20 protein-coding genes are annotated in these 22,678 nt (G+C 72.5%); 6 read left to right on the top strand and 14 right to left on the bottom strand.

Translation table 11 applies throughout. The features are described from left to right. Positions 1-33: 33 nt before the first annotated feature. The 8 genes from V6R91_RS22195 to V6R91_RS22160 all read right to left on the bottom strand — a co-directional run bounded on the left by V6R91_RS22195 (position 34) and on the right by V6R91_RS22160 (position 8,499). The gene (locus tag V6R91_RS22195; RefSeq protein ID WP_336397080.1) at positions 34-381 is read right to left on the bottom strand and encodes an HIT domain-containing protein; all 348 of its coding nucleotides are present in this window, start codon (positions 379-381) and stop codon (positions 34-36) included. An 86-nt stretch (positions 382-467) separates the two neighbouring features. Next, a complete protein-coding gene (locus V6R91_RS22190) occupies positions 468-1,205 on the bottom strand; it encodes a 16S rRNA (uracil(1498)-N(3))-methyltransferase (RefSeq protein WP_336397079.1) in 738 nt (245 codons plus the stop codon). 3 nt (positions 1,206-1,208) lie between these two features. After that, complete coding sequence (gene dnaJ, locus V6R91_RS22185; protein ID WP_336397078.1) at positions 1,209-2,321, bottom strand: molecular chaperone DnaJ; 1,113 nt, start codon at positions 2,319-2,321, stop codon at positions 1,209-1,211. Positions 2,322-2,372: 51 nt separating this feature from the next. Next, positions 2,373-3,413 (bottom strand): heat-inducible transcriptional repressor HrcA, encoded by a 1,041-nt coding sequence (gene hrcA / locus V6R91_RS22180; RefSeq protein WP_336397077.1) that lies wholly within the window; start codon positions 3,411-3,413, stop codon positions 2,373-2,375. A 139-nt stretch (positions 3,414-3,552) separates the two neighbouring features. Beyond that, positions 3,553-4,770, bottom strand: coding sequence for a radical SAM family heme chaperone HemW (gene hemW, locus V6R91_RS22175; RefSeq protein WP_336397076.1), 1,218 nt, complete (start codon positions 4,768-4,770; stop codon positions 3,553-3,555). A 7-nt stretch (positions 4,771-4,777) separates the two neighbouring features. Continuing rightward, entirely contained in the window at positions 4,778-5,428 is a 651-nt protein-coding gene (locus V6R91_RS22170) for a DUF1990 family protein (RefSeq protein WP_336397075.1), read from the bottom strand. Between the two features lie 10 nt (positions 5,429-5,438). Then, positions 5,439-7,289, bottom strand: coding sequence for a translation elongation factor 4 (lepA, locus tag V6R91_RS22165; protein ID WP_336397074.1), 1,851 nt, complete (start codon positions 7,287-7,289; stop codon positions 5,439-5,441). A gap of 43 nt (positions 7,290-7,332) precedes the next feature. After that, positions 7,333-8,499, bottom strand: a complete 1,167-nt coding sequence (locus V6R91_RS22160) for a pyridoxal phosphate-dependent aminotransferase (RefSeq protein WP_336397073.1) — start codon at positions 8,497-8,499, stop codon at positions 7,333-7,335. 40 nt (positions 8,500-8,539) lie between these two features. On the opposite strand from V6R91_RS22160, the gene V6R91_RS22155 reads away from it, so the two are divergent. Both V6R91_RS22155 and rpsT read left to right on the top strand, forming a co-directional pair. Further along, positions 8,540-9,319 carry an alpha/beta fold hydrolase gene (locus tag V6R91_RS22155; RefSeq protein ID WP_336397072.1) on the top strand — a complete coding sequence of 260 codons (780 nt, stop codon included), beginning with the start codon at positions 8,540-8,542 and terminating at the stop codon, positions 9,317-9,319. A 116-nt stretch (positions 9,320-9,435) separates the two neighbouring features. Further along, positions 9,436-9,696, top strand: a complete 261-nt coding sequence (gene rpsT, locus V6R91_RS22150) for a 30S ribosomal protein S20 (RefSeq protein ID WP_336397071.1) — start codon at positions 9,436-9,438, stop codon at positions 9,694-9,696. Positions 9,697-9,820: 124 nt separating this feature from the next. Here the strand turns inward: rpsT and holA are convergent, their stop codons facing one another. From holA to pabB, 5 genes are all read right to left on the bottom strand, one after another. Next, entirely contained in the window at positions 9,821-10,858 is a 1,038-nt protein-coding gene (holA, locus tag V6R91_RS22145) for a DNA polymerase III subunit delta (RefSeq protein ID WP_336397070.1), read from the bottom strand. 55 nt (positions 10,859-10,913) lie between these two features. Further along, on the bottom strand, positions 10,914-13,328 hold the full coding sequence (locus tag V6R91_RS22140) for a ComEC/Rec2 family competence protein (protein ID WP_336397069.1): 2,415 nt from the start codon (positions 13,326-13,328) through the stop codon (positions 10,914-10,916). Beyond that, positions 13,325-13,945, bottom strand: a complete 621-nt coding sequence (locus V6R91_RS22135; protein ID WP_336397068.1) for a ComEA family DNA-binding protein — start codon at positions 13,943-13,945, stop codon at positions 13,325-13,327. Before V6R91_RS22135 ends, V6R91_RS22140 begins: the two co-directional genes overlap by 4 nt. A gap of 90 nt (positions 13,946-14,035) precedes the next feature. Next, the gene (gene leuS, locus V6R91_RS22130; RefSeq protein ID WP_336397067.1) at positions 14,036-16,606 is read right to left on the bottom strand and encodes a leucine--tRNA ligase; all 2,571 of its coding nucleotides are present in this window, start codon (positions 16,604-16,606) and stop codon (positions 14,036-14,038) included. A 92-nt stretch (positions 16,607-16,698) separates the two neighbouring features. Continuing rightward, entirely contained in the window at positions 16,699-18,009 is a 1,311-nt protein-coding gene (pabB, locus tag V6R91_RS22125) for an aminodeoxychorismate synthase component I (protein WP_336397066.1), read from the bottom strand. A 42-nt stretch (positions 18,010-18,051) separates the two neighbouring features. Here pabB and V6R91_RS22120 point away from each other — a divergent pair, with 42 nt between their 5' ends. The 4 genes from V6R91_RS22120 to V6R91_RS22105 are packed head-to-tail and all read left to right on the top strand — an operon-like array spanning position 18,052 to position 21,454. Continuing rightward, complete coding sequence (locus tag V6R91_RS22120) at positions 18,052-18,729, top strand: DedA family protein (protein ID WP_336397065.1); 678 nt, start codon at positions 18,052-18,054, stop codon at positions 18,727-18,729. Positions 18,730-18,733: 4 nt separating this feature from the next. Then, entirely contained in the window at positions 18,734-19,789 is a 1,056-nt protein-coding gene (locus V6R91_RS22115) for an App1 family protein (protein ID WP_336397064.1), read from the top strand. Between the two features lie 41 nt (positions 19,790-19,830). Then, positions 19,831-20,538, top strand: coding sequence for an SOS response-associated peptidase (locus V6R91_RS22110; RefSeq protein ID WP_336397063.1), 708 nt, complete (start codon positions 19,831-19,833; stop codon positions 20,536-20,538). Positions 20,539-20,581: 43 nt separating this feature from the next. Continuing rightward, entirely contained in the window at positions 20,582-21,454 is an 873-nt protein-coding gene (locus V6R91_RS22105) for a 3-methyladenine DNA glycosylase (RefSeq protein WP_336397062.1), read from the top strand. A gap of 1 nt (position 21,455) precedes the next feature. Here the strand turns inward: V6R91_RS22105 and V6R91_RS22100 are convergent, their stop codons facing one another. Beyond that, on the bottom strand, positions 21,456-22,667 hold the full coding sequence (locus V6R91_RS22100) for a glycoside hydrolase family 3 N-terminal domain-containing protein (RefSeq protein ID WP_336397061.1): 1,212 nt from the start codon (positions 22,665-22,667) through the stop codon (positions 21,456-21,458). Positions 22,668-22,678: the final 11 nt, after the last annotated feature.

Here is a 22,678-nt window from a genome sequence, read left to right as displayed (position 1 = left end):
GCGCGCTCGCGCGCGTCGTGATCAGCAGGTTGGTCAGGCACCTACGCTCTTCTCTTCGAGGCCTCCCGCGAGCACGTGGGCGTGCACGTGGAAGACGGTCTGGCCCGCGTTGGGGCCGGTGTTGAAGACCAGCCGGAAGTCGCCGTCCGCGTGTTCGGCGGCGAGCTTGTTGGCCAGGCCCACGAGTTCCGCCATCAGGTCGGGGTCGCCGGCGGCGAGCTCGACGACGTTCCGGTAGTCCTCGCTCTTGGGGATCACCAGCAGGTGCACGGGCGCCTGCGGGTGGATGTCGCGGATCGCGAACGCGTTCTCGGTCTCTGCGATGATCTCGGACGGGATCTCCCCGTTGTGGATGCGCGTGAAGATCGAGGGTTCGCTCATGCGGCAAGTCTAGCGACGGGGCCCTGCCACCGGCTCGGGCGCCGATCGACCGGTGCGCCATGCCGGCCCGGCGCACGGCCCACCCTTCACCACCGTCCCAGCGCCGCGCTGACGACGGCCAGGGCGGCCGGGCCCGCGGTGGAGGTGCGCAGGACGGTGTCGCCCAGGCGCACGGCCCGGGCGCCCGCGGCGGTGAGGACGTCCAGCTCCTCGGGGGCGATGCCGCCCTCGGGGCCGACGACGAGGACGATGTCGCGCTCCTCCCCCTCGCCCACCCGCAGGGCGCTCAGGGGCTCCGTCGCCGTCGGCTCCAGGATCAGGACGACGGATGCCTCCGCCCGGCGTGCCAGCTGAGCGGTGGTCGTCAGCTCCGCGACGTCCGGGAGCCACGCGCGGTGAGCCTGCTTGGCGGCCTCGCGGACGATCGTGGCCCATCGCGCCCGCCCCTTCGACGCCTTCGCCGCGTCCCAGCGCGACACACTCCGGGCTGCCTGCCACGGCACGATCTCGTCCACGCCCAGCTCGGTCGCCGCCTGCACGGCGAGCTCGTCGCGGTCTCCCTTGGCCAGCGCCTGCACGAGCACGACCCGTGGTCGCGGTGCGGGGGCATCCGTCCGCTCGCGGACCCGGACGACGACCTCGCGCGGCGCGACGGCCTCGACCTCGCCGGTCAGCCACGCACCCCTCCCGTCGCCGACGGTGACCCTCTCGCCGACGCGGACACGGCGCACGGTGGCGGCGTGATGCGCCTCGGGGCCGATCAAGGTCACGGTCCTCCCGGGCGAGAGCCCAGCGGCGTCGTCGACGAGGAAGTGCAGCGGCACGGCTCAGCCGTTCCGGAAGCGGTCGCGCAGCTTGGCGAACAGTCCCTGGTGGAACTCCGCGAGCCGGGGACCGGGGGCCTTCGTGCGCTTGGCGAACTCCTCGATCAGGGCGCGCTCCTTGTGGTCCAGCCGTGTCGGGGTCACCACGTGCACGCCGACCTTGAGATCGCCCCGCTGCGAGCCGCGCAGCGGGGTGATGCCGCGCCCCTTGATCGTCAGGATGTCGCCGGCCTGCACGCCGGGGCGCACCTCGAGCTCGACCGGGCCGTCCAGCGACTGGATCGTCGTGGTCGTGCCGAGGATCGCGTCGGGCATCGACACCTCGAGGGTCGCCAGCAGGTCGTCGCCGTCACGGCTGAACACCTCGTGGGGCGACACCGTCACCTCGATGTACAGGTCGCCGTTCGGGCCGCCGGCGGGGCCGACCTCGCCCGAGCCGGGCAGCTGCAGGCGCAGGCCGGTCTCGACGCCGGCGGGGATGTCGAGGGACACGGTGCGGCGCGCGCGCACACGCCCCTGCCCCTGGCACGTCGCGCAGGGGTACGGGATCGTGGTGCCGTAGCCCTGGCACACGTTGCACGGCTGCGACGTCACGACGTTGCCCAGCAGGCTCCGCACCTGACGCTGGACGTTGCCCGTGCCGTGGCAGATGTCGCACGTCACGGGGCTGGTGCCGGGCTGGCAGCACGACCCCTGGCAGGTCTCGCACAGCACGGCGGTGTCGACGTCGATGTCGCGGTGGGCGCCGAACACCACGTCCCCGAGCTCCAGGGTGACGCGCACGAGGGCGTCCTGCCCGCGCTCGCGCCGCGACCGCGGCCGGCCGCCGCGCGTGCCCCCGGCCGCGCCGAAGAAGGTCTCGAAGATGTCGTTGAACCCGCCGAACCCGCCGGCGCCGCCGAACGGAGAATCGGCGCCGCCCATGTCGTAGCGGGCGCGCTGCTCGGGGTCGCTGAGCACGTCGTAGGCGTGCGTGACGAGCTTGAACCTCTCGGCCGCGTCCTCGCCGGGGTTCACGTCCGGGTGGAGTTGGCGCGCGAGCTTGCGGTAGGCCTTCTTGATCTCGTCGGGGGTGGCCTCGCGCGAAACGCCGAGGACCTCGTAGTGGTCAGCCACTTTCGCCTTCCTGCCGCGGCGGCGCCGCGGGATCGTGGGTACGCGTCCGCGTCAGCGGGAGCTGTCGTCCTGCTCGAGCATGCGCGTGAGGTAGCGCGCGACGGCACGGACCGCCGCGAGGTTCGAGGGGTAGTCCATGCGGGTGGGGCCGAGCACGCCGACACGCGCGAGCGAGCCGGTGGCATCGTAATCGCTGGCGACGACGGATGCCTCGGCCAGGCCGAACGGCTCGTTCTCGCGTCCGATGCTGGCGGCGAGCCCCTGCTCGTCGGCCACCATCTCGCCCATGAGCCGCAGCAGCGTCACCTGCTCCTCGATCGCCTCGAGGAGCGGATAGATGCTGCCGCGGAAGTCCGACTCGCTGCGCGCGAGATTGGCGCTGCCGGCCATCACGAGCCTGTCCTGGCGGAACTCCTCGAGCTCCTCGGCGACCGCACGCACGATCTCGTCGGTGGCGCGCTCGTGGGCGGGGGCTTGCGGGGCCTGCGCCTCCAGGCGGTCGGCGATGCGCTGCAGCCCCTCCCGGACGGGCCGGCCCACCAGCAGCGTGCCGAGCTCGGCGCGGATGCGCGCGAGGTCGGCCTCGTCGAACTCGTCGCCCACGAAGGCGAGCCGCTGCGAGACCCGGCCGGTGTCGGTGACGACGATGACGAGCATGCGCCCGGCGCCGAGCTGCACGAGCTCGACGTGCGTGACGGTGGCGCGGGCGAACGACGGGTACTGCACGATCGCGACCTGGCCCGTGAGCTGCGTGAGTGCGCGCACCGTGCGCACGAGCACGTCGTCGAGGTCTCCGGGGCCGTCGAGGAACGAGGCGATCGCGGACCGCTGCGCCGGCGAGAGCGGCCGCAGCTCCGCCAGATGGTCGACGAACACCCGATACCCCTTGTCGGTCGGCACGCGGCCGGACGACGTGTGCGGGGCGGCGATGAGCTCCTCGTCTTCGAGCAGGGCCATGTCGTTGCGGATGGTCGCCGCAGACACGCCGAAGGCGTGCCGCTCGACGATCGCCTTGCTGCCGACCGGCTCGCGCGTGTCGACGTAGTCCTGGACGATCGCCCGCAGCACCTGGAGTCCGCGCTCGCTGACCATCACGCCTCCTCACGCCCGATCTGGCACTCGCATGACTGGAGTGCCAATTCTATCCGATGAGCCCGTCACGATCGCTGAGCGACGCCGCGTCCGCAGATGTCCGCGCGGCTCCGCCCCGGCACGCCCCGGCGCGGGCGCCTCACGGCGTCAGCGCCCGGACGACGGCGTCGGCCAGGAGCCGCCCGCGTCGGGTGAGCACGACACGGCCCCGGAGCGCGTCCCGCCCCTCGATCAGGCCGTCGGCGATCAGCGCGGCCACCGCGTGCCGACCCTCGCCCAGCAGCTCGTCGACGGGCATCCCCTCGCGGATGCGGGTGCGCAGCAGTACGCTCTCCAGACCGCGGGCGGCGGCATCCGGGATCTCCCGTCCCGCCGCGGGCGACTCGCCGGCCGCGAGGCGCTGGGCGTAGGCCGCCGGGTGCTTGACGTTCCAGAAGCGCACGCCGTTGACGTGGCTGTGGGCGCCGGGGCCGAAGCCCCACCAGTCGGTCCCCGTCCAGTACGCCAGGTTGTGCCGGGAGCGGTGCTCGGGGCCGCGGGACCAGTTCGACACCTCGTACCAGTCGAAGCCGGCGACGGACAGCAGGTCGTCGGCGAGCTCGTACATGTCGGCCTGCAGGTCGTCGTCGGGCGCGGCGACCTCGCCGCGGCGGATCTGACGGGCGAGCTTGGTGCCATCCTCGATGATCAGCGCGTAGGCCGAGATGTGGTCGGGCTCCAGCGCGACGGCCGTCGCGAGCGAGCTGCGCCAGTCGTCGAGCGTCTCGCCCGGTGCGCCGTAGATGAGGTCGACGCTGACGTCGAGTCCCGCCTCGCGTGCGGCCGACACGGCGGTGCGCACGTTGTCGGGGTCGTGGGTGCGGTCGAGCGCTGCCAGGACGCGGGGGACGGCGGACTGCATGCCGATCGACATCCGGGTGACCCCCGCTGCCGCCAGCTCGGCCGCCACCGCCGGCGACACCGTGTCGGGATTGGCCTCGACGGTGATCTCCGCGTCGTCCCGGAGCCCGAACGCCTCGCGCACCCCGTCGAGCATGCGCGCGAGATCCCCCGGCGGCAGCAGCGTGGGCGTGCCTCCGCCGAAGAAGACCGTCGATGCGGGCCGGGTGCCGCCGGCGCGCTCGAGGACGCTCCGGGCGAGGCCGATCTCGCGCAGGAGCGTGTCGGCGTACTGGTCCTGGCGTGCCCCGCGCAGCTCGGACGACGTGTAGGTGTTGAAGTCGCAATACCCGCACCGCACGCGGCAGAAGGGCACGTGCAGGTACACGCCGAAGTCGGTGGCCCGATCGATGCGGATGCCGGCCGGCAGCGAGCCGTCCGCCGGAACGGGCTCGCCGAGAGGAAGAGCGGAGCCCATCAGCGCCTCACGCGGGGGTGGTGTACAGCGGCGAGATCGCGCGCAGATAGCGCGTGAACAGCTCACGCCGGCGGCGCCTGGTCAGCGCGGGAAGCATCCGGTACAGCAGCGCGTGCGGGGCGTCGAACGCGCGAACGGTGAACCACACCTCGTCCTTGTCGTTCCAATCCAGCATGAACGACTCCTCGCCGCTGACCACCGAGTCGCCGACCGTGCCCAGGGCGAAGCCGACGCGCCGGGGCTCCTCGATGGCGAAGATCACCCGGAGCTCGGCATCGGCCCGAAGCCCCTTCACACGGCCCGCGACGCGGATCGTCGTGCCGGGCCCCACGTACGGGGTGCCGTCGGCGTCGAAGCGCTGCTCCGACTCGGTGCGACTCGGCGCGACCGGGTTGCCCTCGGCGTCGAAGCTCACGCCCGAGTACATCGGCCCGGAAGCCGGGCGGACGTCGGTCACCTCGAGTCCGGCGCCGCGCTGGGCGGTCCACGACAGCAGCGCATCGCTCGCGGCGTGGAAGCGGGCCTCGCCGCTGCCGATGCGCCACGACTGCTCCGCGGGGATGCTGCGCTCCGGCGGGAAGTGCATCAGATCGGCCGCCTGCGTCGCCCCGACGGCGGCGTAGTCGACGGTGTCGTCACGGAAGGTCCCTCGACGCATGAGGACCAGCCTACTTGGCGCCCTTGGTCTCGACGTCACCCGAGAGCGCGGCGATGAACGCCTCCTGGGGGACCTCCACGCGCCCGACCATCTTCATGCGCTTCTTGCCCTCCTTCTGCTTCTCGAGGAGCTTGCGCTTGCGCGAGATGTCACCGCCGTAGCACTTCGCCAGGACGTCCTTGCGCATGGCGCGGATGTTCTCGCGCGCGATGATGCGGGCGCCGATGGCGGCCTGGATCGGCACCTCGAACTGCTGCCGCGGGATGAGCTTGCGCAGGCGCTCGGTCATCATGGTGCCGTACGCGTACGCCTTCTCGCGGTGCACGATCGAGCTGAAGGCGTCGACCTTGTCGCCCTGCAGCAGGATGTCGACCTTCACCAGGTCTGCCGTCTGCGAGCCGGCGGGCTCGTAGTCGAGGCTCGCGTAGCCCTGGGTCTTGGACTTCAGCTGATCGAAGAAATCGAACACGATCTCGCCGAGCGGCATGTTGTAGCGCAGCTCGACGCGGTCCTCGCTGAGGTAGTCCATCCCCAGCAGCGACCCGCGGCGCGACTGGCACAGCTCCATGACCGTGCCGACGTAGTCCTTGGGCAGCAGGATCCCCACCTTCACCACGGGCTCCGAGACCTCGGCGACGCGGCCGTCGGGGTACTCGCTGGGGTTGGTGACCACGACCGTCTCCCCCGTGTCGGTGGTGACCTCGTAGGTCACCGACGGCGCGGTCGTGATGAGGTCGAGGTCGAACTCGCGCGACAGGCGCTCGGTGATGATCTCGAGGTGCAGCAGCCCCAGGAAGCCGCAGCGGAAGCCGAAGCCCAGCGCGACCGACGTCTCGGGCTCGTACTGGAGGGAGGCATCCGACAGCTTGAGCTTGTCCAGCGCCTCGCGCAGATCGCCGTAGTCGCTGCCGTCGATCGGGTAGATGCCGGAGAACACCATCGGCTTCGGGTCGGTGTACCCCGGCAGGGCCTCGGCGGCGGGCTTGCGCTGATTGGTGATCGTGTCGCCGACCTTCGACTGGCGCACGTCCTTCACGCCGGTGATCAGGTAGCCGACCTCGCCGACGCCGAGACCCCGGGTGGGCACCGGCTCGGGGCTGGACACGCCGATCTCGAGGAGGTCGTGGGTGGCTCGCGTCGACATCATCTGGATCCGCTCGCGCGGCTCGAGCTTGCCGTCGACCATGCGGACGTACGTCACGACGCCGCGGTACGAGTCGTACACCGAGTCGAAGATCATCGCGCGGGCCGGGGCGTCGGCGTCGCCCGTGGGCGCGGGGATCTGCTCGACGATGCGGTCCAGCAGGTCCTCGACCCCCATCCCCGTCTTGCCGGACACCCGCAGCACGTCGTCCGGCGAGCCGCCGATCAGGTTGGCCAGCTCGGCGGCGAACTTCTCGGGGTCGGCTGCCGGGAGGTCGATCTTGTTGAGCACCGGGATGATGTGCAGGTCGTTCTCGAGCGCGAGGTAGAGGTTGGCGAGGGTCTGGGCCTCGATCCCCTGCGCGGCGTCGACGAGCAGGATCGCGCCCTCGCAGGCGGCGAGCGAGCGCGACACCTCGTAGGTGAAGTCCACGTGCCCGGGCGTGTCGATCATGTTCAGCGCGAACGTCCCGTCCGCGGTGGACCACGGCATGCGGACGGCCTGCGACTTGATCGTGATTCCCCGCTCGCGCTCGATGTCCATGCGGTCGAGGTACTGCGCGCGCATGTCGCGGTCGGATACGACGCCGGTGATCTGCAGCATCCTGTCCGCCAGCGTCGACTTTCCGTGGTCGATGTGGGCGATGATGCAGAAGTTGCGGATCAGCTCAGGAGGGGTCGCAGACGGCTCGAGAGGCTTCAGGGCACGGGGTGACATGTCCAGACGATTGTACGGGTGACGGATGCCGCGACCCTGCGCGTCACCGGATCCCGCCGTGCGCAGGCCGCGCCGGGGCCGGCAGGCGGCTGAGGCCCTCCAGCAGCTCCGCCTTGTCGCTCGCGACGCAGACGCGCACCCATCCCTCGCCGGAGGCCCCGAACGCGCTGCCCGGTGCGACGGCCACCCCGTGCTCGTCGAGGAACCGCTCGCACCACGCGACCACGTCGCCGCCCGAGGCGTCCGAGACGTCGATCCAGAGGTAGAACGCGCCGGTGGGTGCGAGATAGCGCAGGCCGCGGGCATCCAGCAGCGCCGTCGCGGCGGCCAGGTTGTCGCGGTAGTGCGCCGCACTCGCCGCGACGGCGGTCTGCTCCCCCGTCAGCGCCGCGACAGCCGCCCGCTGCGCGGGCTCGTCGACGCAGCTGACCACCGACTCCTGCACCCGCAGCATGGTCTGGCGCCATCCGGGAGGCGTCACGAGCCAGCCCACCCGCGCACCGGTCATCGCGTACGTCTTCGACATCGAGAACACCGAGAGCACGCGCCCGTCGTCGTCCAGGGTCGCCGGGCTCACGTGCGGATGTCCCCACGTGAAGCGCTCGTACACCTCGTCGCTGATCACCCACAGGTCGTGCCGTCGAGCCAGCGCCATCAGCGCCTCGAGTGTCGCTCGATCGAAGGTGGACCCCAGCGGATTGGACGGTGTGTTCACGATCAGGGCGCGCGTCCGCGGGGTGACGAGGGCGTCCAGCTCGTCCAGGTCGGGCTGGAAGCCGCGGTCCGGACGCAGGGGGTAGGGCACCGGCGTCGCCTGCAGCAGGTGCGCGTTCATGGTGAAGGTCGTGTACCCGGGGTCGGGCACGAGCACCTCGTCGCCGCGCGACAGGGTCAGGGCCATCGCGAGGTGCAGCGCCTGCGTCGCGCCGACCGTCACCCAGATCTGCTCGACGTCGGCCTCGAGCCCGTTCTCGCGCGCGAGCTTCGCGCGGATGGCTTCGCGCAGGGCCGGGATGCCGCCGTTCGGCGTGTAGCGGATGGCCCCGGCCGTCCACGCCGCCGCCGCCGCGTCTCTGATCGCCGCGCCCGCCACCTCTCCGGGCTCGCCGACGGCCAGGACGATGGTGCCCGGCCGGCGCAGCGCGCGCTCGAGGATGTGTCGCACGCCCGAGCCGGGCATGCGCGCGATGTGCGGGGCGATCTCGGGCATGCCGCCATGCTAGGGCGGGCGCTGTGGCTAGCCTGTCGTCATGGCGGTCCACGTCGTCCTCGTCCACGGCATCCGCACATCCGCGACGATGTGGCGGTCGCAGGTCGCGTATCTCCAGGCGCGCGGGACCCCGGTCACGGCGGTCGATCTGCCCGGGCACGGATCCCGCATGCGCGAGGAGTTCACGATCGAGTCCGCCTTCGCCACGATCGACGACGCCGTGCAGGCCGCGGCGGAGCGCGGCCCGGTGCTGCTGGTGGGGCACTCCATGGGCGGGCTGCTGTGCATCGAGTACGCGGGGGCCGAGGAGCGGCCGCCGGTCTCGGGATTCATCGCGGCGTCGTGCACCGCGATCCCGCGGGGCATCGGCCTGCGGGCCTACCGCCTGCTGGCGCGGGGCTTCGACTCGCTCCCCGACCGGGGCATGTGGCTGACGGACCGGATGCTCGATCGCATCCTCCCCGAGGAGACCCGCGCGGACTTCGGGGCAGGCGGCTACGCGCTGGACGCGCAGGACGTCGCCCTGCGGAGTCTGTCGGTGCTGGACCTGCTGTCGGCGCTCAGGCGCATCGAGGTGCCGCTGTGGATCGTCAACGGGCAGTACGACCAGCTGCGGGTGAATGAGCGGCTCTTCACCCGCGTGGCGCAGCACGCCGAGCTCATCGTCGTCCCCCGCACGACCCATCACGTCACCGTGATGCGCCCGCGGGTGTTCAATGCGGTGCTGGAGGTCGCCCTCGCTACGCTCGAGGCGGGGCAGCACGAGCACCCGGGCCGCAGCGTCGGCGGACTCCCGTCATCGACCGGGCGACCGACCTGATAGAATCCTTGTTTGGCTTGCGTGTGGGTTCGCCCTCACGACCGCCGAGCAGCGCCCCTCTCCCGCTGACCGGCATCATCAATCCGATTCCCTTCGAACGAAAGAAACGTCGACACGTGGCGAACATCAAGTCGCAGATCAAGCGCAACAAGACCAACGAGAAGGCGCGAGAGCGCAACAAGTCCGTCAAGAGCGAGCTGAAGACGCTCGTGCGCCGCACGCGCGAGGCCGTCGCCGCGGGCGACAAGGCGGCCGCTGAGAAGGCGCTCGGCAAGGCCACCAAGAAGCTCGACAAGGCCGTCAGCAAGGGCGTCATCCACAAGAACCAGGCGGCGAACCGCAAGTCGGCGATCTCCAAGCAGGTTGCTGCGCTCTGACGCCGGAACGGCTCGGCAGGTCCGCGTCGCATGAGAAGGCCCGTCCCGCGAGGGGCGGGCCTTTCGCATGTACACGGCGCCGGCGGTGTCGGCGACGCGCCCCGAGCGGCGAGGACCCGCGGGGTCAGGAGCCGTAGGGAGCGCGCGTGGCGATGACCGTGATCATGCGCTCCAGCGCGAAGATCGGGTCTCGCGAGCCGCCCTTGACCTCGGCGTCCGCGCGCGCCGTCGCCTGGATCGCGCGGCCCAGGCTCTCTTCGTTCCACCCGACCAGGTCGCGGCGCGCGCGGTCGACCTGCCAGTCCTTCATGCCCAGGCGCGCGGCGAGCGCCGCGGCGGGCTCGCGGTTGCCTGCGACCCTGGCCATGGTCCTCAGCTTCATCGCGACCGCGGCGACCAGCGGGACCGGGTCGGCTCCCGAGGCCAGCGCGTGCCGGAGCGCGATCAGCGCCTCGCCGTAGCGCCCGGCGATGGCCGTGTCGGCGACGGTGAAGGCCGAGGTCTCGACCCGACCGCCGTAGTACCGCTCGACGATCTGCTCGGTGATGTCGCCGGGGACGTCGGCGATGAGCTGCTGGCACGCCGCGGCGAGCTCGGTGAGGTCGTCGGCGAACGCGGACACGAGCGCGCGCAGCGCGACCGGGGCGATCCGCTTGCGCGCAGCCTGGAACTCTCCCGCCGCGAAGTCGAACCTGTCGGAGTCCCGCTTGATCGCCGGGCAGGCGATCTCCACCCCCGCGCCCTGGCCTGCCCGGATCGCGTCGAGGAGCTTCTTCCCGCGCACGCTCGCGCCGGTGTGCCGGAGCACGACCGTGGCGCCGTCCTGCGGGGCGGCGAGGTACGCGAGCGCTTCGGAGAGGAAGGTGTCGGAGCACTTCTCGACGCCGCTGACCCGCACCAGGCGCGGCTCGCCGAACAGGGACGGCGAGGTCACACCCAGCAGAGACCCCGCCGGGTAGTCGTCGGCCCGGATGTCGGACACTTCGAGCGTCGGATCCTCTGCGCGCAGATAGTCGCGGACACCGGCGATCGCGCGCTCGGCGCAGACCTCCTCGGGGCCGGACACGAGCACGACGGGAGCCGGCTGCGGGGTGCGCCACGACAGCTGAGGGATGGCGCTGCGCGCCGACTTCGCCGGTGATCGGCGCGCGGGTGATGCCATCCCCTCAGCCTACCGACGACCGCCGACGCGAGCCGCGGCGCCCCCCCATGAGCGATCAGCCGCCCCGGTCGCGCCAGAGTGCCACCGCTCCCCCGGCCGTCGTCCACAGCGCGACGGATCCGTCCTCGTCGGTGCGCACCACGCGTGCGCGGGCGTCCGCGAGGACCGCGAGGAGCTCGGGGCGCGGGTGGTCGTAGTCGTTGTCGAGCCCGACCGTGATCACCGCGACGGCGGGCCGGGCGGCGGCGTAGAGTGCGGCATCCTGATCCGCGCTGCCGTGATGGGCGACCTTGACGATCGCGTACGGCGGGTCCAGCGTCGCGGATGCCACGAGGGCGCGCTGCGGCGACGCGGACAGGTCGCCGAGCAGCAGGGTGGGCGGCACGCCGCCGCCACGCACGTCCAGCACCACGCTCGCGTCGTTGCCGGCCGGGTAGGCGCGGCTGTCGGCGCGCGGCCAGAGCACCCGCCACCGCGCCCCGCCGAGCGACCCCGACATCCCCGCGGACGCCTCGACGGCGCGGGCGCCCGCCGCTTCGAGGGCGGCGATCCCGGCGTGCCCGGCGGCGTCGGTGGGGCCGTGCAGCACCGTGCCCACCCGCCCCTGCACGGCGTCGAGACCGCCCGCGTGGTCGAGGTCGAAGTGCGTCAGCACGAGGAGTTCGATGCGTCCGACTCCGGCGCGCGACAGGCATGCCTCGAGGGCGCCGGGGTCCGGTCCGGTGTCGACGAGCGCCACGGCGTCGCCCGAGCGCAGCAGCACGGCATCGCCCTGGCCGACGTCGCACGCCAGCATCGCCCACCCCGAGGGGAGGGTCAGACGCCCGGCGACCGTCGCCAGCGCGCCCGTGCCGAGTCCCGCCCCCACCACCGTCGCCACGAGGACCGCCGCGCCGGCGCGCGCGGCGCGAAGCGCGGGCGGGCCGGCGCGCGGAAGCGCGATCGCGGCGCCGACCGCGAGACCGACGAGCGCGAGCGCCACGGCGCCGGGCACGCCCTCGGGCCACGGCAGCTGATCGGCGGGCAGTTCCGACATCGTCACCGCGGTCGCCGCGATCCAGGACGCCGGCACCCATGCCAGCACCGCGAGGCCCGACTGCAGCCACGGCAGCGGCGCGCTGAGGCACGCGGCGAGGCCGAGCACGGTCGCCGCCGGCGCGGCCGGACCTGCCAGCAGGTTGGCCACCACGCCGTAGACCGGCACCGTGGGCTGGATCAGGATCAGCAACGGGCCGCAGGCGAGCTGAGCCGCCAGCGGCACCGCGAGCGCCAGCGCCAGCGGACGGGGTACCCAGCGGGCCAGCCCGGAGGCGAGCGGGCGCGCGAACAGCAGCAACGACCCGGTCGCGGCGACGGAGAGCCCGAATCCGAGGGATGCCGCCAGCCACGGGTCGAAGACGAGGAGCAGCGTCACCGCGAGGCACAGCAGCGCCATTCCGGCGCCGGGACGGCCGAGGAGGACGGTGAGCATCGCGATCGCCGCCATGGTCGCGGCGCGAACGACGCTCGGCTCGGGGGTCACCAGGACGACGAAGCCCAGCAGCACCGCCAGCGCGCAGCCGACCCGCAGCCCGCGGGAGGCGCCGGCCGCCGCCGCGAGGCCGAACGCGATGCCCACGACGAGGGCGCAGTTCGCGCCGGAGACGGCGGTCAGATGTGACAGGGAGGCCTCCTTCATGGCGGCGTCGAGCTCCGGGGAGACGATCGACGTGTCGCCGACGGCCAGCCCCGGCACGAGTCCGGCGCCCGCCCCCGGCAGATCCGCGACGGCGCGGACGAGGCCGCGCCGGAGGTCGCCGGTCAGCGCCGCGGCACCGTTCGCCGCCTGCCGGACCTCCACGCCGCGAGATGCCCACAGCACCAGGACCGCGCGATCCCCCGCCCGGCCAGTGCTCGCGGTGCCGTGGACCTCGACGTCGGCGCCCACATCGAGCAGGTCCGGGCGGTCCACGTCGTCGGGAGCGACGCGTACCGTGACGTCGATCGCCACGCGGTGGGTCTCGCTGCCGGCGTTGACGCTGCGGGCGCGCGCGGCGAACGAGAGCGTGCCGGCGCGCCGCTCGACCTTGCCGGCCACGTCGGCCCGCACGTCGACCGCCCGGCCGCCTTGCAGGGCCAGCTCCGTGACGGCTTGGCGCCCGGGCCAGGCCACCGCCACGTGCGCGGCGGTCGTACCCGCGGCCGCGGCGGCGAGCACGATCACCGCCAGGACGACGCGTGCTGTCCGGGTCGGCATCCCGAGCCTCGGTGCGACTCCGGCGGCCGGAATCGGCGCCGCAGCCGGGGAGAGACGCCCGCTCGAGACGCGGCGACCCGCTCGCGCGACGACGGCGACGGCGACGACGGCGACCGCCCAGGACCCCGACGCGATCCAGCCCGCCGCCGCGGGAGCGAGGATCGCCGCCGCGGCGACCGCCCACGTCGCGCCGGCGACGGGGACGAGGCGCAGTGCCGGGAGACGCCGTGTCACACCGTCACCAGGTCGCGGAGTGCCTCGAGCATGGTGTCGCCGATCCCCGGGACGGCCAGCAAGTCCTCGACGCTGGTGAACCCGCCGTTGTCATCCCGCCACGCGATGATCCACTCCGCCAGGGCCGGTCCGATGCGCGGCAGCGTCTCGAGCAGCGTCGCGTCGGCGGTGTTGATGTCCACACGGCCGTCCGGCGCCTGTCCCGGCGGTGCCGCCGTGGGCGGCGCGGCCTCGCCCTGGCGCGGAACGGGCAGCTGCTCGCCGTCGTCGATCGGCCGCGCGAGGTTCACCGCATCGCGCGCCGCGTCGTCGGCGAATCCGCCCGCGGCCGCGATCGCGTCGACCACCCGGGCGCCGGCGGGGAGGACGTACAGGCCGGGCTCCCGCACGGCGCCCGAGACGTGGACGAACAGCTCTTCGCCCCCGCCGGGGGTCGCGACCGGCGAGGGGTCGACGGCCACCTCGTCGACGGGAGTCGTCGCGCCGCGGACGATGCCGATCGCGATGGTGACGGCGAGGGCCACGAGCACGATGACCACGACGGCACCCGCGCCGAAGCGTCGCCGCGCGCCAGGACCCGGCGCCTGCTCCGGGTCGTCACGGGCACCGGCTGTCACGCGCCCACGCTACGAGTGCGCCGCGACCGCCCGGGACGCCCGGAACGCGATTGTGCAGTCCGCGCGCCCGTCCGCTCCTGGGGAGGAGCGTCAGTGCGTGCTGAAGCTCACGACCTTCGGCGCTCGCACGACCGCGCGCGTGATCTCACGACCCGCCAGCGAACGGACGACCTTCTCGTCCGCCCGCGCGAGGCGCTCGAGCTCGGCGGCCTCGATGCGCGCGGGCACCTGCAGGGTTCCGCGCACCTTCCCGTCGATCTGCACGACCGCCGTGACGCTCTCTTCGACCAGCAGCGTCGGGTCGGCCGTGCGCCACGGCACGAGGCCGACAAAGCCCTCGTAGCCCAGGATCTGCCACATCTCCTCGGCGGTGTGCGGGGCGAACAGATCCAAGATCATCGCGGTCGCCTCGGCGGCCTCGCGGACGGCGGGGTCGGCGGGGCCGGCGCCGGTGTCGATCGTCTTGCGGGTGGCGTTGACCAGCTCCATCAGGCGGGCGACGACGACGTTGAACTTCGTCTGCTCGACCAGCCCGGGGGCATCCGCGAGCAGTCTGTGCGTGACGCGGCGGAGCGCGGTGTCGCCCTCGGCCCAGACGACATCGGGGTCGCTCGTGACGTCCTTGGCGACGCGCCAGGCGCGCGCGAGGAACTTCTGGGCGCCCGTCGTGGACACGTCCTCCCAGTTGATGTCGTCCTCGACGGGACCGGCGAACGCGATCGCGATCCGCACTGCGTCGGCGCCGGGGTCGACCATGCTCGAGGCGAACTCGACGAGGTTGCCCTTCGACTTCGACATCTTCGAGCCGTCCAGCAGCACCATGCCCTGGTTGATGAGGCTCGAGAACGGCTCCGTGAACTCGATGAGCCCCATGTCGAAGAGGACCTTCGTGATGAAGCGCGCGTACAGCAGGTGGAGGATGGCGTGCTCGACACCGCCGATGTACGAGTCGACGGGAGCCCACCGGTCGGCGACACGCGGCGGGAACGCCTCGGCGTCGTCCGTCGGCGACAGGAACCGCAGGAAGTACCACGAGCTGTCGACGAACGTGTCCATCGTGTCGGGGTCGCGCAGCGCGGGCTCCCCCGTCTCGGGGTCGGTCGTCTGCATCCACTCCGTGGCCCCGCCCAGCGGCGAGGTGCCCTTGGGCGCGAGGTCCAGGCCCTGCGCGTCGGGGAGGCGCAGCGGCAGCTGGTCGTCCGGCACCGGCACGATGCGCCCGTCCTCGGTGTGGATCATCGGGATGGGCGTGCCCCAGAAGCGCTGGCGCGAGATCAGCCAGTCGCGCAGGCGGTATGACTTCGCGGCGCGGCCGGTGCCCGCGGCATCCAGCTCCTCGATGACCCGCGCGATGGCGTTGCGCTTGGACAGGCCGTCGAGCGAGCCGGAGTTGATCATGCGGCCGTCGCCGGTGAGCGCGATGCCGGTGCGCGCGGGGTCGATGTCGTCGAGGGTGTCCACCGGGCCCGGGTCGATCGGGACGCCGTCGTCGTCGAGCTCGATGACGGGGATCGCGCCCGTGATCGGCGCGGTCGTGTCGACGACCACCTTCACGGGCAGGTCGAACGCTCGGGCGAAGTCGAGGTCGCGCTGGTCGTGGGCGGGCACCGCCATGACCGCGCCGTGCCCGTAGTCGGCCAGCACGTAGTCGGCGGCCCAGATGGGCAGGCGGTCGCCGTTGACCGGATTGATCGCGAAGCGGTCCAGGAAGACGCCGGTCTTCGGCCGGTCGGTGTTCTGCCGTTCGATCTCGGTCTCGCGCTGCACGGTCTCGAGGTAGTCCTGGAAGCGCATGCGCACCTCGGCGGTCGAGCCCGCGGCGAGCTCCGCCGCCAGGTCGCTGTCGGGGGCGACGACCATGAACGTCGCGCCGTGCAGCGTGTCGGGTCGCGTGGAGAAGACCGTGACCTTCTCGGCGCGACCCTCGATCTCGAAGTCGATGTCGGCCCCGACCGATCGGCCGATCCAGTTCCGCTGCATGCGGATGACCTTCTGCGGCCAGAACCCCTCGAGCTGGTTCAGGTCGTCGAGCAGGCGGTCGGCGTACTCGGTGATCTTGAAGTACCACTGCGTGAGCTTCTTCTTGATCACCTCGGCGCCGCACCGCTCGCAGTGCCCCTCGACGACCTGCTCGTTGGCGAGGACCGTCTGGTCGTTGGGGCACCAGTTGACCGGGCTCTCCTTGCGGTAGGCCAGGCCGCGCTCGTACAGGCGCTGGAACAGCCACTGGTTCCACCGGTAGTACTCCGGGTCGCTGGTGTGCAGGATGCGGCTCCAGTCGTACGACGAGCCGTACTCCCGGAAGCTCTTCTTGTGCTGCGCGATGTTCGCGTAGGTCCACTCGCGCGGGTCGGCGCCGCGCTGGATGGCGGCGTTCTCGGCGGGCAGCCCGAACGAGTCCCAGCCGATCGGGTTCAGGACGTTGTAGCCGCGGTGGCGCCAGAAGCGCGCGACGATGTCGACGTACGCGTAGCTCTCGGCGTGGCCCATGTGCAGGTCGCCCGAGGGATACGGGAACATGCCCAGCACGTACTTGCGCGGCCGCGTGTCGTCGTCGCCGCCCGCACGGAAGGGGTCGGCCTCGGCCCAGCGCGCCTGCCACTTCTGCTGGATGGCGTAGGCGTCGTAGCCCTCTGCGGGCGCACTGGTGTCGGAGGACATGGTCTGACTCACGGGGGAAGAACCAATCATGGGAGGGGCTGAGACGCGCTCAGCGCGCGAAGCGCGTCTTCCAGGTTAGCGGAAGGGCGCCCTCACCAGCCGGGCGGCAGTCCGGCGCCGAGCGCCGCCAGCGGCCCCCGCGCCTTGATGCCCACCTCGGCGACTTCGGCCGCGGCATCCGATCGCCATGTGATCCCCCCGCCCGCGCCGACGTACGCGCCGTCCGGGCGCACCACGATCGATCGGATGACCATCGCGAGATCCAGCGCGCCGTCGTCGCCGACCCACCCGAAGCAGCCCGAGAACACGCCGCGCGGCGCGGCCTCCAGCCGATGCAGGATCGTCATGGCGGAGAGCTTCGGCGCACCGGTCATCGACCCGGCGGGGAACGTCGCGTCGAGCAGGTCCGCGAGCGTCGTGCCGGGGACGAGCGCACCGGACACCGTGCTGACCAGCTGATGCACGGCGGGATACGACTCCACCTCCAGGAGCGCGTCGACGCCGACCGTGCCGGGCACGCACACGCGCGAGAGGTCGTTGCGCATGAGGTCGACGATCATGACGTTCTCGGCGCGCTCCTTCTCGCTCCCGCGCAGCTCCGCCCGAAGCGCCGCGTCCTCGGCGGCGTCGCGGCCGCGCGGGCGGGTGCCCTTGATGGGGCGGGTCCGCACGATCGCCGCGCCCTCGCCGCCGCGCTCCACGTGGAGGAAGCGCTCCGGGCTCGCGCTCAGCAGCGCAGAGTCGCCCGAGCGCACGAACCCGCCGTGGTGGGCGGGGGTCGCAGCGCGCAGCCGCAGGTAGACCTGCACCGGGTCGACGGATGCCTCGACCTCGAAACGCGTCGTCAGGCACAGCTGGTAGGCGTCGCCCTCGCGGATCGCATCGCGGCAGCGCTCGATGAGAGTCGCGTACTCGTCCGGCGTGTGGCGCGAGCGGGCGTGTCCCAGGGGCGCGGGCGGCGCAGGCGCCGGCCCGGTCGTCGCCGCGGCGACGGCCTGGACCAGCCCGGTCAGCGCGCTCGGGGGCGCGAACACGCGGACGCGCCGGCGGGCATGGTCGAAGGCGACGAGCCGCTCGACCCGCAGCCACCGCTCGTGCGGCACGGCGTCGTCGTCGCGGACGGCGGGGGCGCCGGCGCGGGCCGCGGCGTCGTCGTAGCCGATCCAGCCCACCCAGCCGCCGCGGAACGGGCTGTCGCCGTCGTCCTCGCCGCCGCCGCACGCCGTCGCGCGCACGACGGCGGCGTCCTGAGGCGTGCCCGTGCCCATGAAGCTCCAGCCGGCTTCGGCCGCCGGCCCGGCATCCAGCCAGAAGGCGTGCTCCGCATCGGCGAGCAGCGCGGAGAAGACGGATGCCGGATCCACCCACTCCGCGAGGTCCGCGGCGGCGAGAGGGTCCGACATGTTCCCAGGTTAGAGGGACGGACGGAGCTCTAGGCTCGTGGCGTGAACGAGTTCCTCACGTGGCTCCTCGACGCCGTCCAGAGCGTCGACCCCCTCGTCAGGACCCTCCTCGCCGGTGTCGCGGTGATGCTCGAGACCAGCGTGCTCATCGGGCTCGTCGTGCCCGGCGACACCATCGTCATCGTCGCCGGGACGGCCGTGGCGTCGCCCCTGGAAGGCGTGCTGCTCGGGATCGCCGTCGTTCTCGGCGCGCTGGCCGGCGAGAGCATCGGCTTCTGGCTCGGACGATTCCTCGGCCCCAAGATCCGGCATTCCCGGCTCGGGCGCCGCATCGGCGAGGAGAACTGGGCCCGCTCCGAGCGCTATCTGCGGCGTCGCGGCGGCCCCGCCATCTTCATCTCCCGCTTCCTGCCCGTGCTCCACTCGCTGGTCCCGCTCACGGTGGGGATGAGCGGATTCCCCTACCGGCGCTTCCTCGCGTGGACCATCCCCGCGTGCGTCATCTGGTCCACGCTGTACATCTCCGTGGCCGCTCTCGCGGCGGGGACGTACCGGGAGCTGGCCGATCAGCTGCACTACGCCGGCTACATCTTCGTCGGGGTCATCGTGCTGTTCCTGGGCCTGGTCTTCGTCAGCAAGAAGGTGATCGAGCGCGCCGAGCGGAAGCACCTCGATCATGACGGTCCCGACCAGGCCGCCGTGGCGGACATGGAAGACTGAAGGAGTGTCTGCCACCGATACCCGGTCCGAGCCCGCCAACGTGCTGTGGTTCGCTCGCCTGGAGTATCGCTTCCACGCCTGGCGGGAGCGACGCGCCCGGCGACGCGGCCACAGGCCGACGGTGGCCCCCTTCCCGGGGTATGCGGGGCCCGATTGGGTGCGCGTGCTCGGGCGGGTCATGATCGCCCCGCCGGCGAAGACGACCGAGTCCGGCGAGTACGCGGGCGTCCGCGGCTGGCGCAGCTTCGTCGCCGTCCCGATCGGCTATGCGCAGGTGACGGTCTCCATCGGCGGCGTCGACCACGAGGTCGTCGCCGATCGCGGCGGCGTCATCGACACGCGGCTTCCGGCGAAGCTCGAGCCGGGCTGGCAGACCTTCACGATGTCGGTCGAGGGCGGCGAGCCGGTCGAGACGCGCACGTTCGTGGTGGGCTCCGACGTGGAGTTCGGAGTCGTCTCGGACGTCGACGACACCGTCATGGTCACGGCGCTGCCCCGCCCGCTGCTGGCGGCGTGGAACTCGTTCGTGGTCAATGAGCACGCCCGCCAGCCGGTCCCCGGAATGGCGGTGCTGATGGAGCGGGTGGTGCGCGAGAACCCGGGCTCGCCGCTGATCTACCTCTCGACCGGCGCCTGGAACATCGCGCCCACGCTCATCCGCTTCCTGAGCCGTCACGTCTTCCCTCCGGGGTCGCTCCTGCTGACCGACTGGGGTCCCACCCACGATCGGTGGTTCCGCAGCGGGAAGACCCACAAGCTCACGAACCTCCGGCGCCTGGCCGACGAGTTCCCGCACGTGCGGTGGCTGCTGATCGGCGACGACGGCCAGCACGACGACGAGATCTACACCACCTTCACCGACGAGCACCCCTCACAGGTGGTGGCGGTCGCGATCCGGCGCCTCTCCCCCGCCGAGGCCGTGCTCGCCGGTGGCCGCACGGCCGTCAACGACCACGCCGCGGCATCCGTGCCCTGGGTGAGCGACGACGACGGCGCCGGCCTGCTGGAGCGCCTGGAGGGTGTCGGCGTCCTCGGCAGCGGCGGCACGATCGAGGCCTGAGCGGCCGCGCCGACGTCGGCGGCCGCGCGTAGGCTGGCCGCATGTGCGGACGCTTCGTGGTGGCAAGTGCCGGTTCCGACCTCGTCGGGGTGCTGCGAGTCGACGTCGAAGGCGATGACCTCCCCGAGCCGTCGTACAACGTGGCGCCGACCTCCCGCGTGGCGATCGTGCTCGACTCCGCCAAGACCGAACCGCCGACCCGGCGGCTCGAGGCGGCGCGGTGGGGGCTCGTCCCGTCGTGGGCGAAAGACACCAAGATCGGGGCGCGGGCCTTCAACGCGCGCGCCGAAGAGCTCGAAGACAAGCCGATGTTCCGCGGAGCGCTCGAGAAGCGCCGAGCAGTGGTGCCCACCTCCGGCTACTACGAGTGGAAGAACGTCGACGGCGTCAAGATCCCGCACTACATCCACCCGGCCGACGGCGAGCCGCTGTTCCTCGCGGGCCTGTACGAGTGGTGGCGCGACAAGACGAAGGGCGACGACGACCCCGATCGCTGGCTGCTGAGCTTCACGATCCTCACGCGCGACGCCATCGGGCGGCTCGGTTCGATCCACGACCGCATGCCGCTGTTCCTCGACCCGGATCACGCCGACGCGTGGCTCGATCCCACCACCGACAATGTGCGGGACGTGCTCGACGCCGCGATCGACGCCGCTCCCGCCCTCGCCGAGACGCTCGACGACCACGAGGTGTCCACCGCCGTCGGCAACGTCCGCAACGATGCGCCGGAGCTCATCGAGCCGGTGTGACGCTCCGGCTCGGCGGCTGTACGAGCCCGCGTATCCTCGAACGGTGACCATCGCGCCGCCCTCCGCCCCCGTGCTGCCGGCGGCGGTCTGGCGTGAGCGCGAGGCCGCGCACGAGACGCGGGCACGGGCCTCGACGGCCGCCCGCCGGGCGCGCCAGGAGCGCCGCGAGACGCACCCGGTGGAGGACTTCCTCTTCACGTACTACTCGTACAAGCCGGCCGTGCTGCACCGCTGGCATCCGGGTGAGGGCGTGGAGCTCGCGGATGCCGCAGCCGATGCCCGTGCCCGGTGGCGCTGGTACCGCCCCGGCAGCGCGCGCGGGGCGATCGCCGTCGACGGCGCGGGATTCCGCGCGGAGCGCGGGGCCCTCGTGGGCAACATCGCCCGGATCCTCCGTGCCACCGCGTACCGGGCACCCGGGTTCGGCTGCTTCGGTCTCCACGAATGGGCGATGGTCTACCGGCAGGCGGAGCACCGGCATCCGGTCCCCTTGCGTCTCGGGCAGGACGCCACCGATGCCGTGGTCGATGCGCACGACCTGCGCTGCACCCACTTCGACGCCTTCCGGTTCTTCACCCTGGCCGCCGTCCCGCGCAATCGCGAGACGCCGACCCGCGAGCGGCAGGCGGAGCTCGAGCAGCCCGGATGCCTGCACGCGGGAATGGATCTCTACAAGTGGGCCGTCAAGCTGGGGCCGCTGGTGCCCGGCGAGCTTCTGCTCGACGCCTTCGAGCTCGCGCGCGACATCCGGGTGCTCGACATGAGGGCATCCCCGTACGACCTCGCCGACTGGGGATACGACGCCGTGCCCATCGAGACCGCCGAGGGCAAGGCCGCGTATGTCCGCGAGCAGCGCGGGTTCGCCGAGCGCGGCGCGATCATCCGTGCCCGCCTGCTCGAGATCGCAGCGGGCTGAGTCAGCCCGCCGGCTCGCAGGTCGTGCACGGCAGCTCGCCGCCGTCAGCCTCCGCGATGGCCAGGCGCAGCTCGGTCACGCGCTCCGCCGCCTCCTGGAGCCGCTCGGCGGGGAGAGCCCCCGACTCCACGGCTGCGACGATGCCGTCGACCGTCTGCGGCGCGGTGTCGGCCGTCGAGTACACGACGGTCAGCACCATGTCATTGCCCGCCGCCAGGGCGGCGACGGCGTTGGCGACCGGGTCTGCGTACACGTCGATGCCGGAGGCCTGCAGCATGCCGAGATCGTCGGTGATCGCGACGCCGTCGAAGCCGAGCTCCTCGCGCGCGATCCGGTGCCACTCGGTGGAGAGGCTGGCCGGCGCCGCGTCGACCGCGGTGTAGGCGAGGTGCCCGTACATGAGGAGCTCCGCCCCCGCGTCGATACCGGCGCCGAACGGCAGCGCATCGGCGGCCCGCCACTGATCGAGCGTCATCCCCGTCGACGGGATCGATGCGTGGGAGTCGCCGGGAGCTGCGCCGTGACCCGGGAAGTGCTTGAGGGTGGAGAGCACGACGCCCTGCTCGCCCTTCACCGCGGCGGCCACCCTCGCGGCTCCCGAGTCCGGCGTCGTGCCGAGCACGCGCCGGTGGATGAACGAGGCAGGGTCGGCCGACACATCGGCGACGATGCCGAAGTTCACGGTGATGCCGCTCTGGGCGAGAAGCGCCGCGCGGCCTGAATAGGCGGCCTCGGACGCGGACGGGTCGGCCTGCTGCAGCTCGTACGGCGCGGGGAGGTCGTCCCACGGAAGACGCGAGACGTCCCCGCCCTCCTGGTCGATCGCGATCAGCGGAGGGTTCGCGGGATCGACGGTGAGGGCGGCGGTGATCTCCTGCAGAGCGGCCTCGTCGGCGGGCATGTTGGCCCCCATGAGGAGGAAGCCGCCGATGCCGGTCTCCGACATGTACGAGTGCAGCGCCGCGGCGTCTGTCGTGGGGATGTGCCCCATCACGACACTGGCAGCCCGCTCCCGCAGGGTCATCGCCGCCACCGCGTTCTCAGCGGGCGTCGCCGCCTCGTCGGGCGACGGCGACGGCGTGGGCGTCGCGGCCGCGGACGGTGAGCGAGTGGGCGAGGCGGTGGGCGTGGGCGCCGGAGCGCAGGACGCGCACGCGATCGCCGCGGCGGCGACGACCGCGGCGAAGCATCCCACCCGCGCCGCTGCCGTCATCCATCAAGCCT

It is taken from the genome of Microbacterium sp. CCNWLW41, from assembly GCF_037083505.1.
Note: the sequence above shows the minus strand (reverse complement) of the source record. Positions and strands in the feature narration are given on the sequence as shown.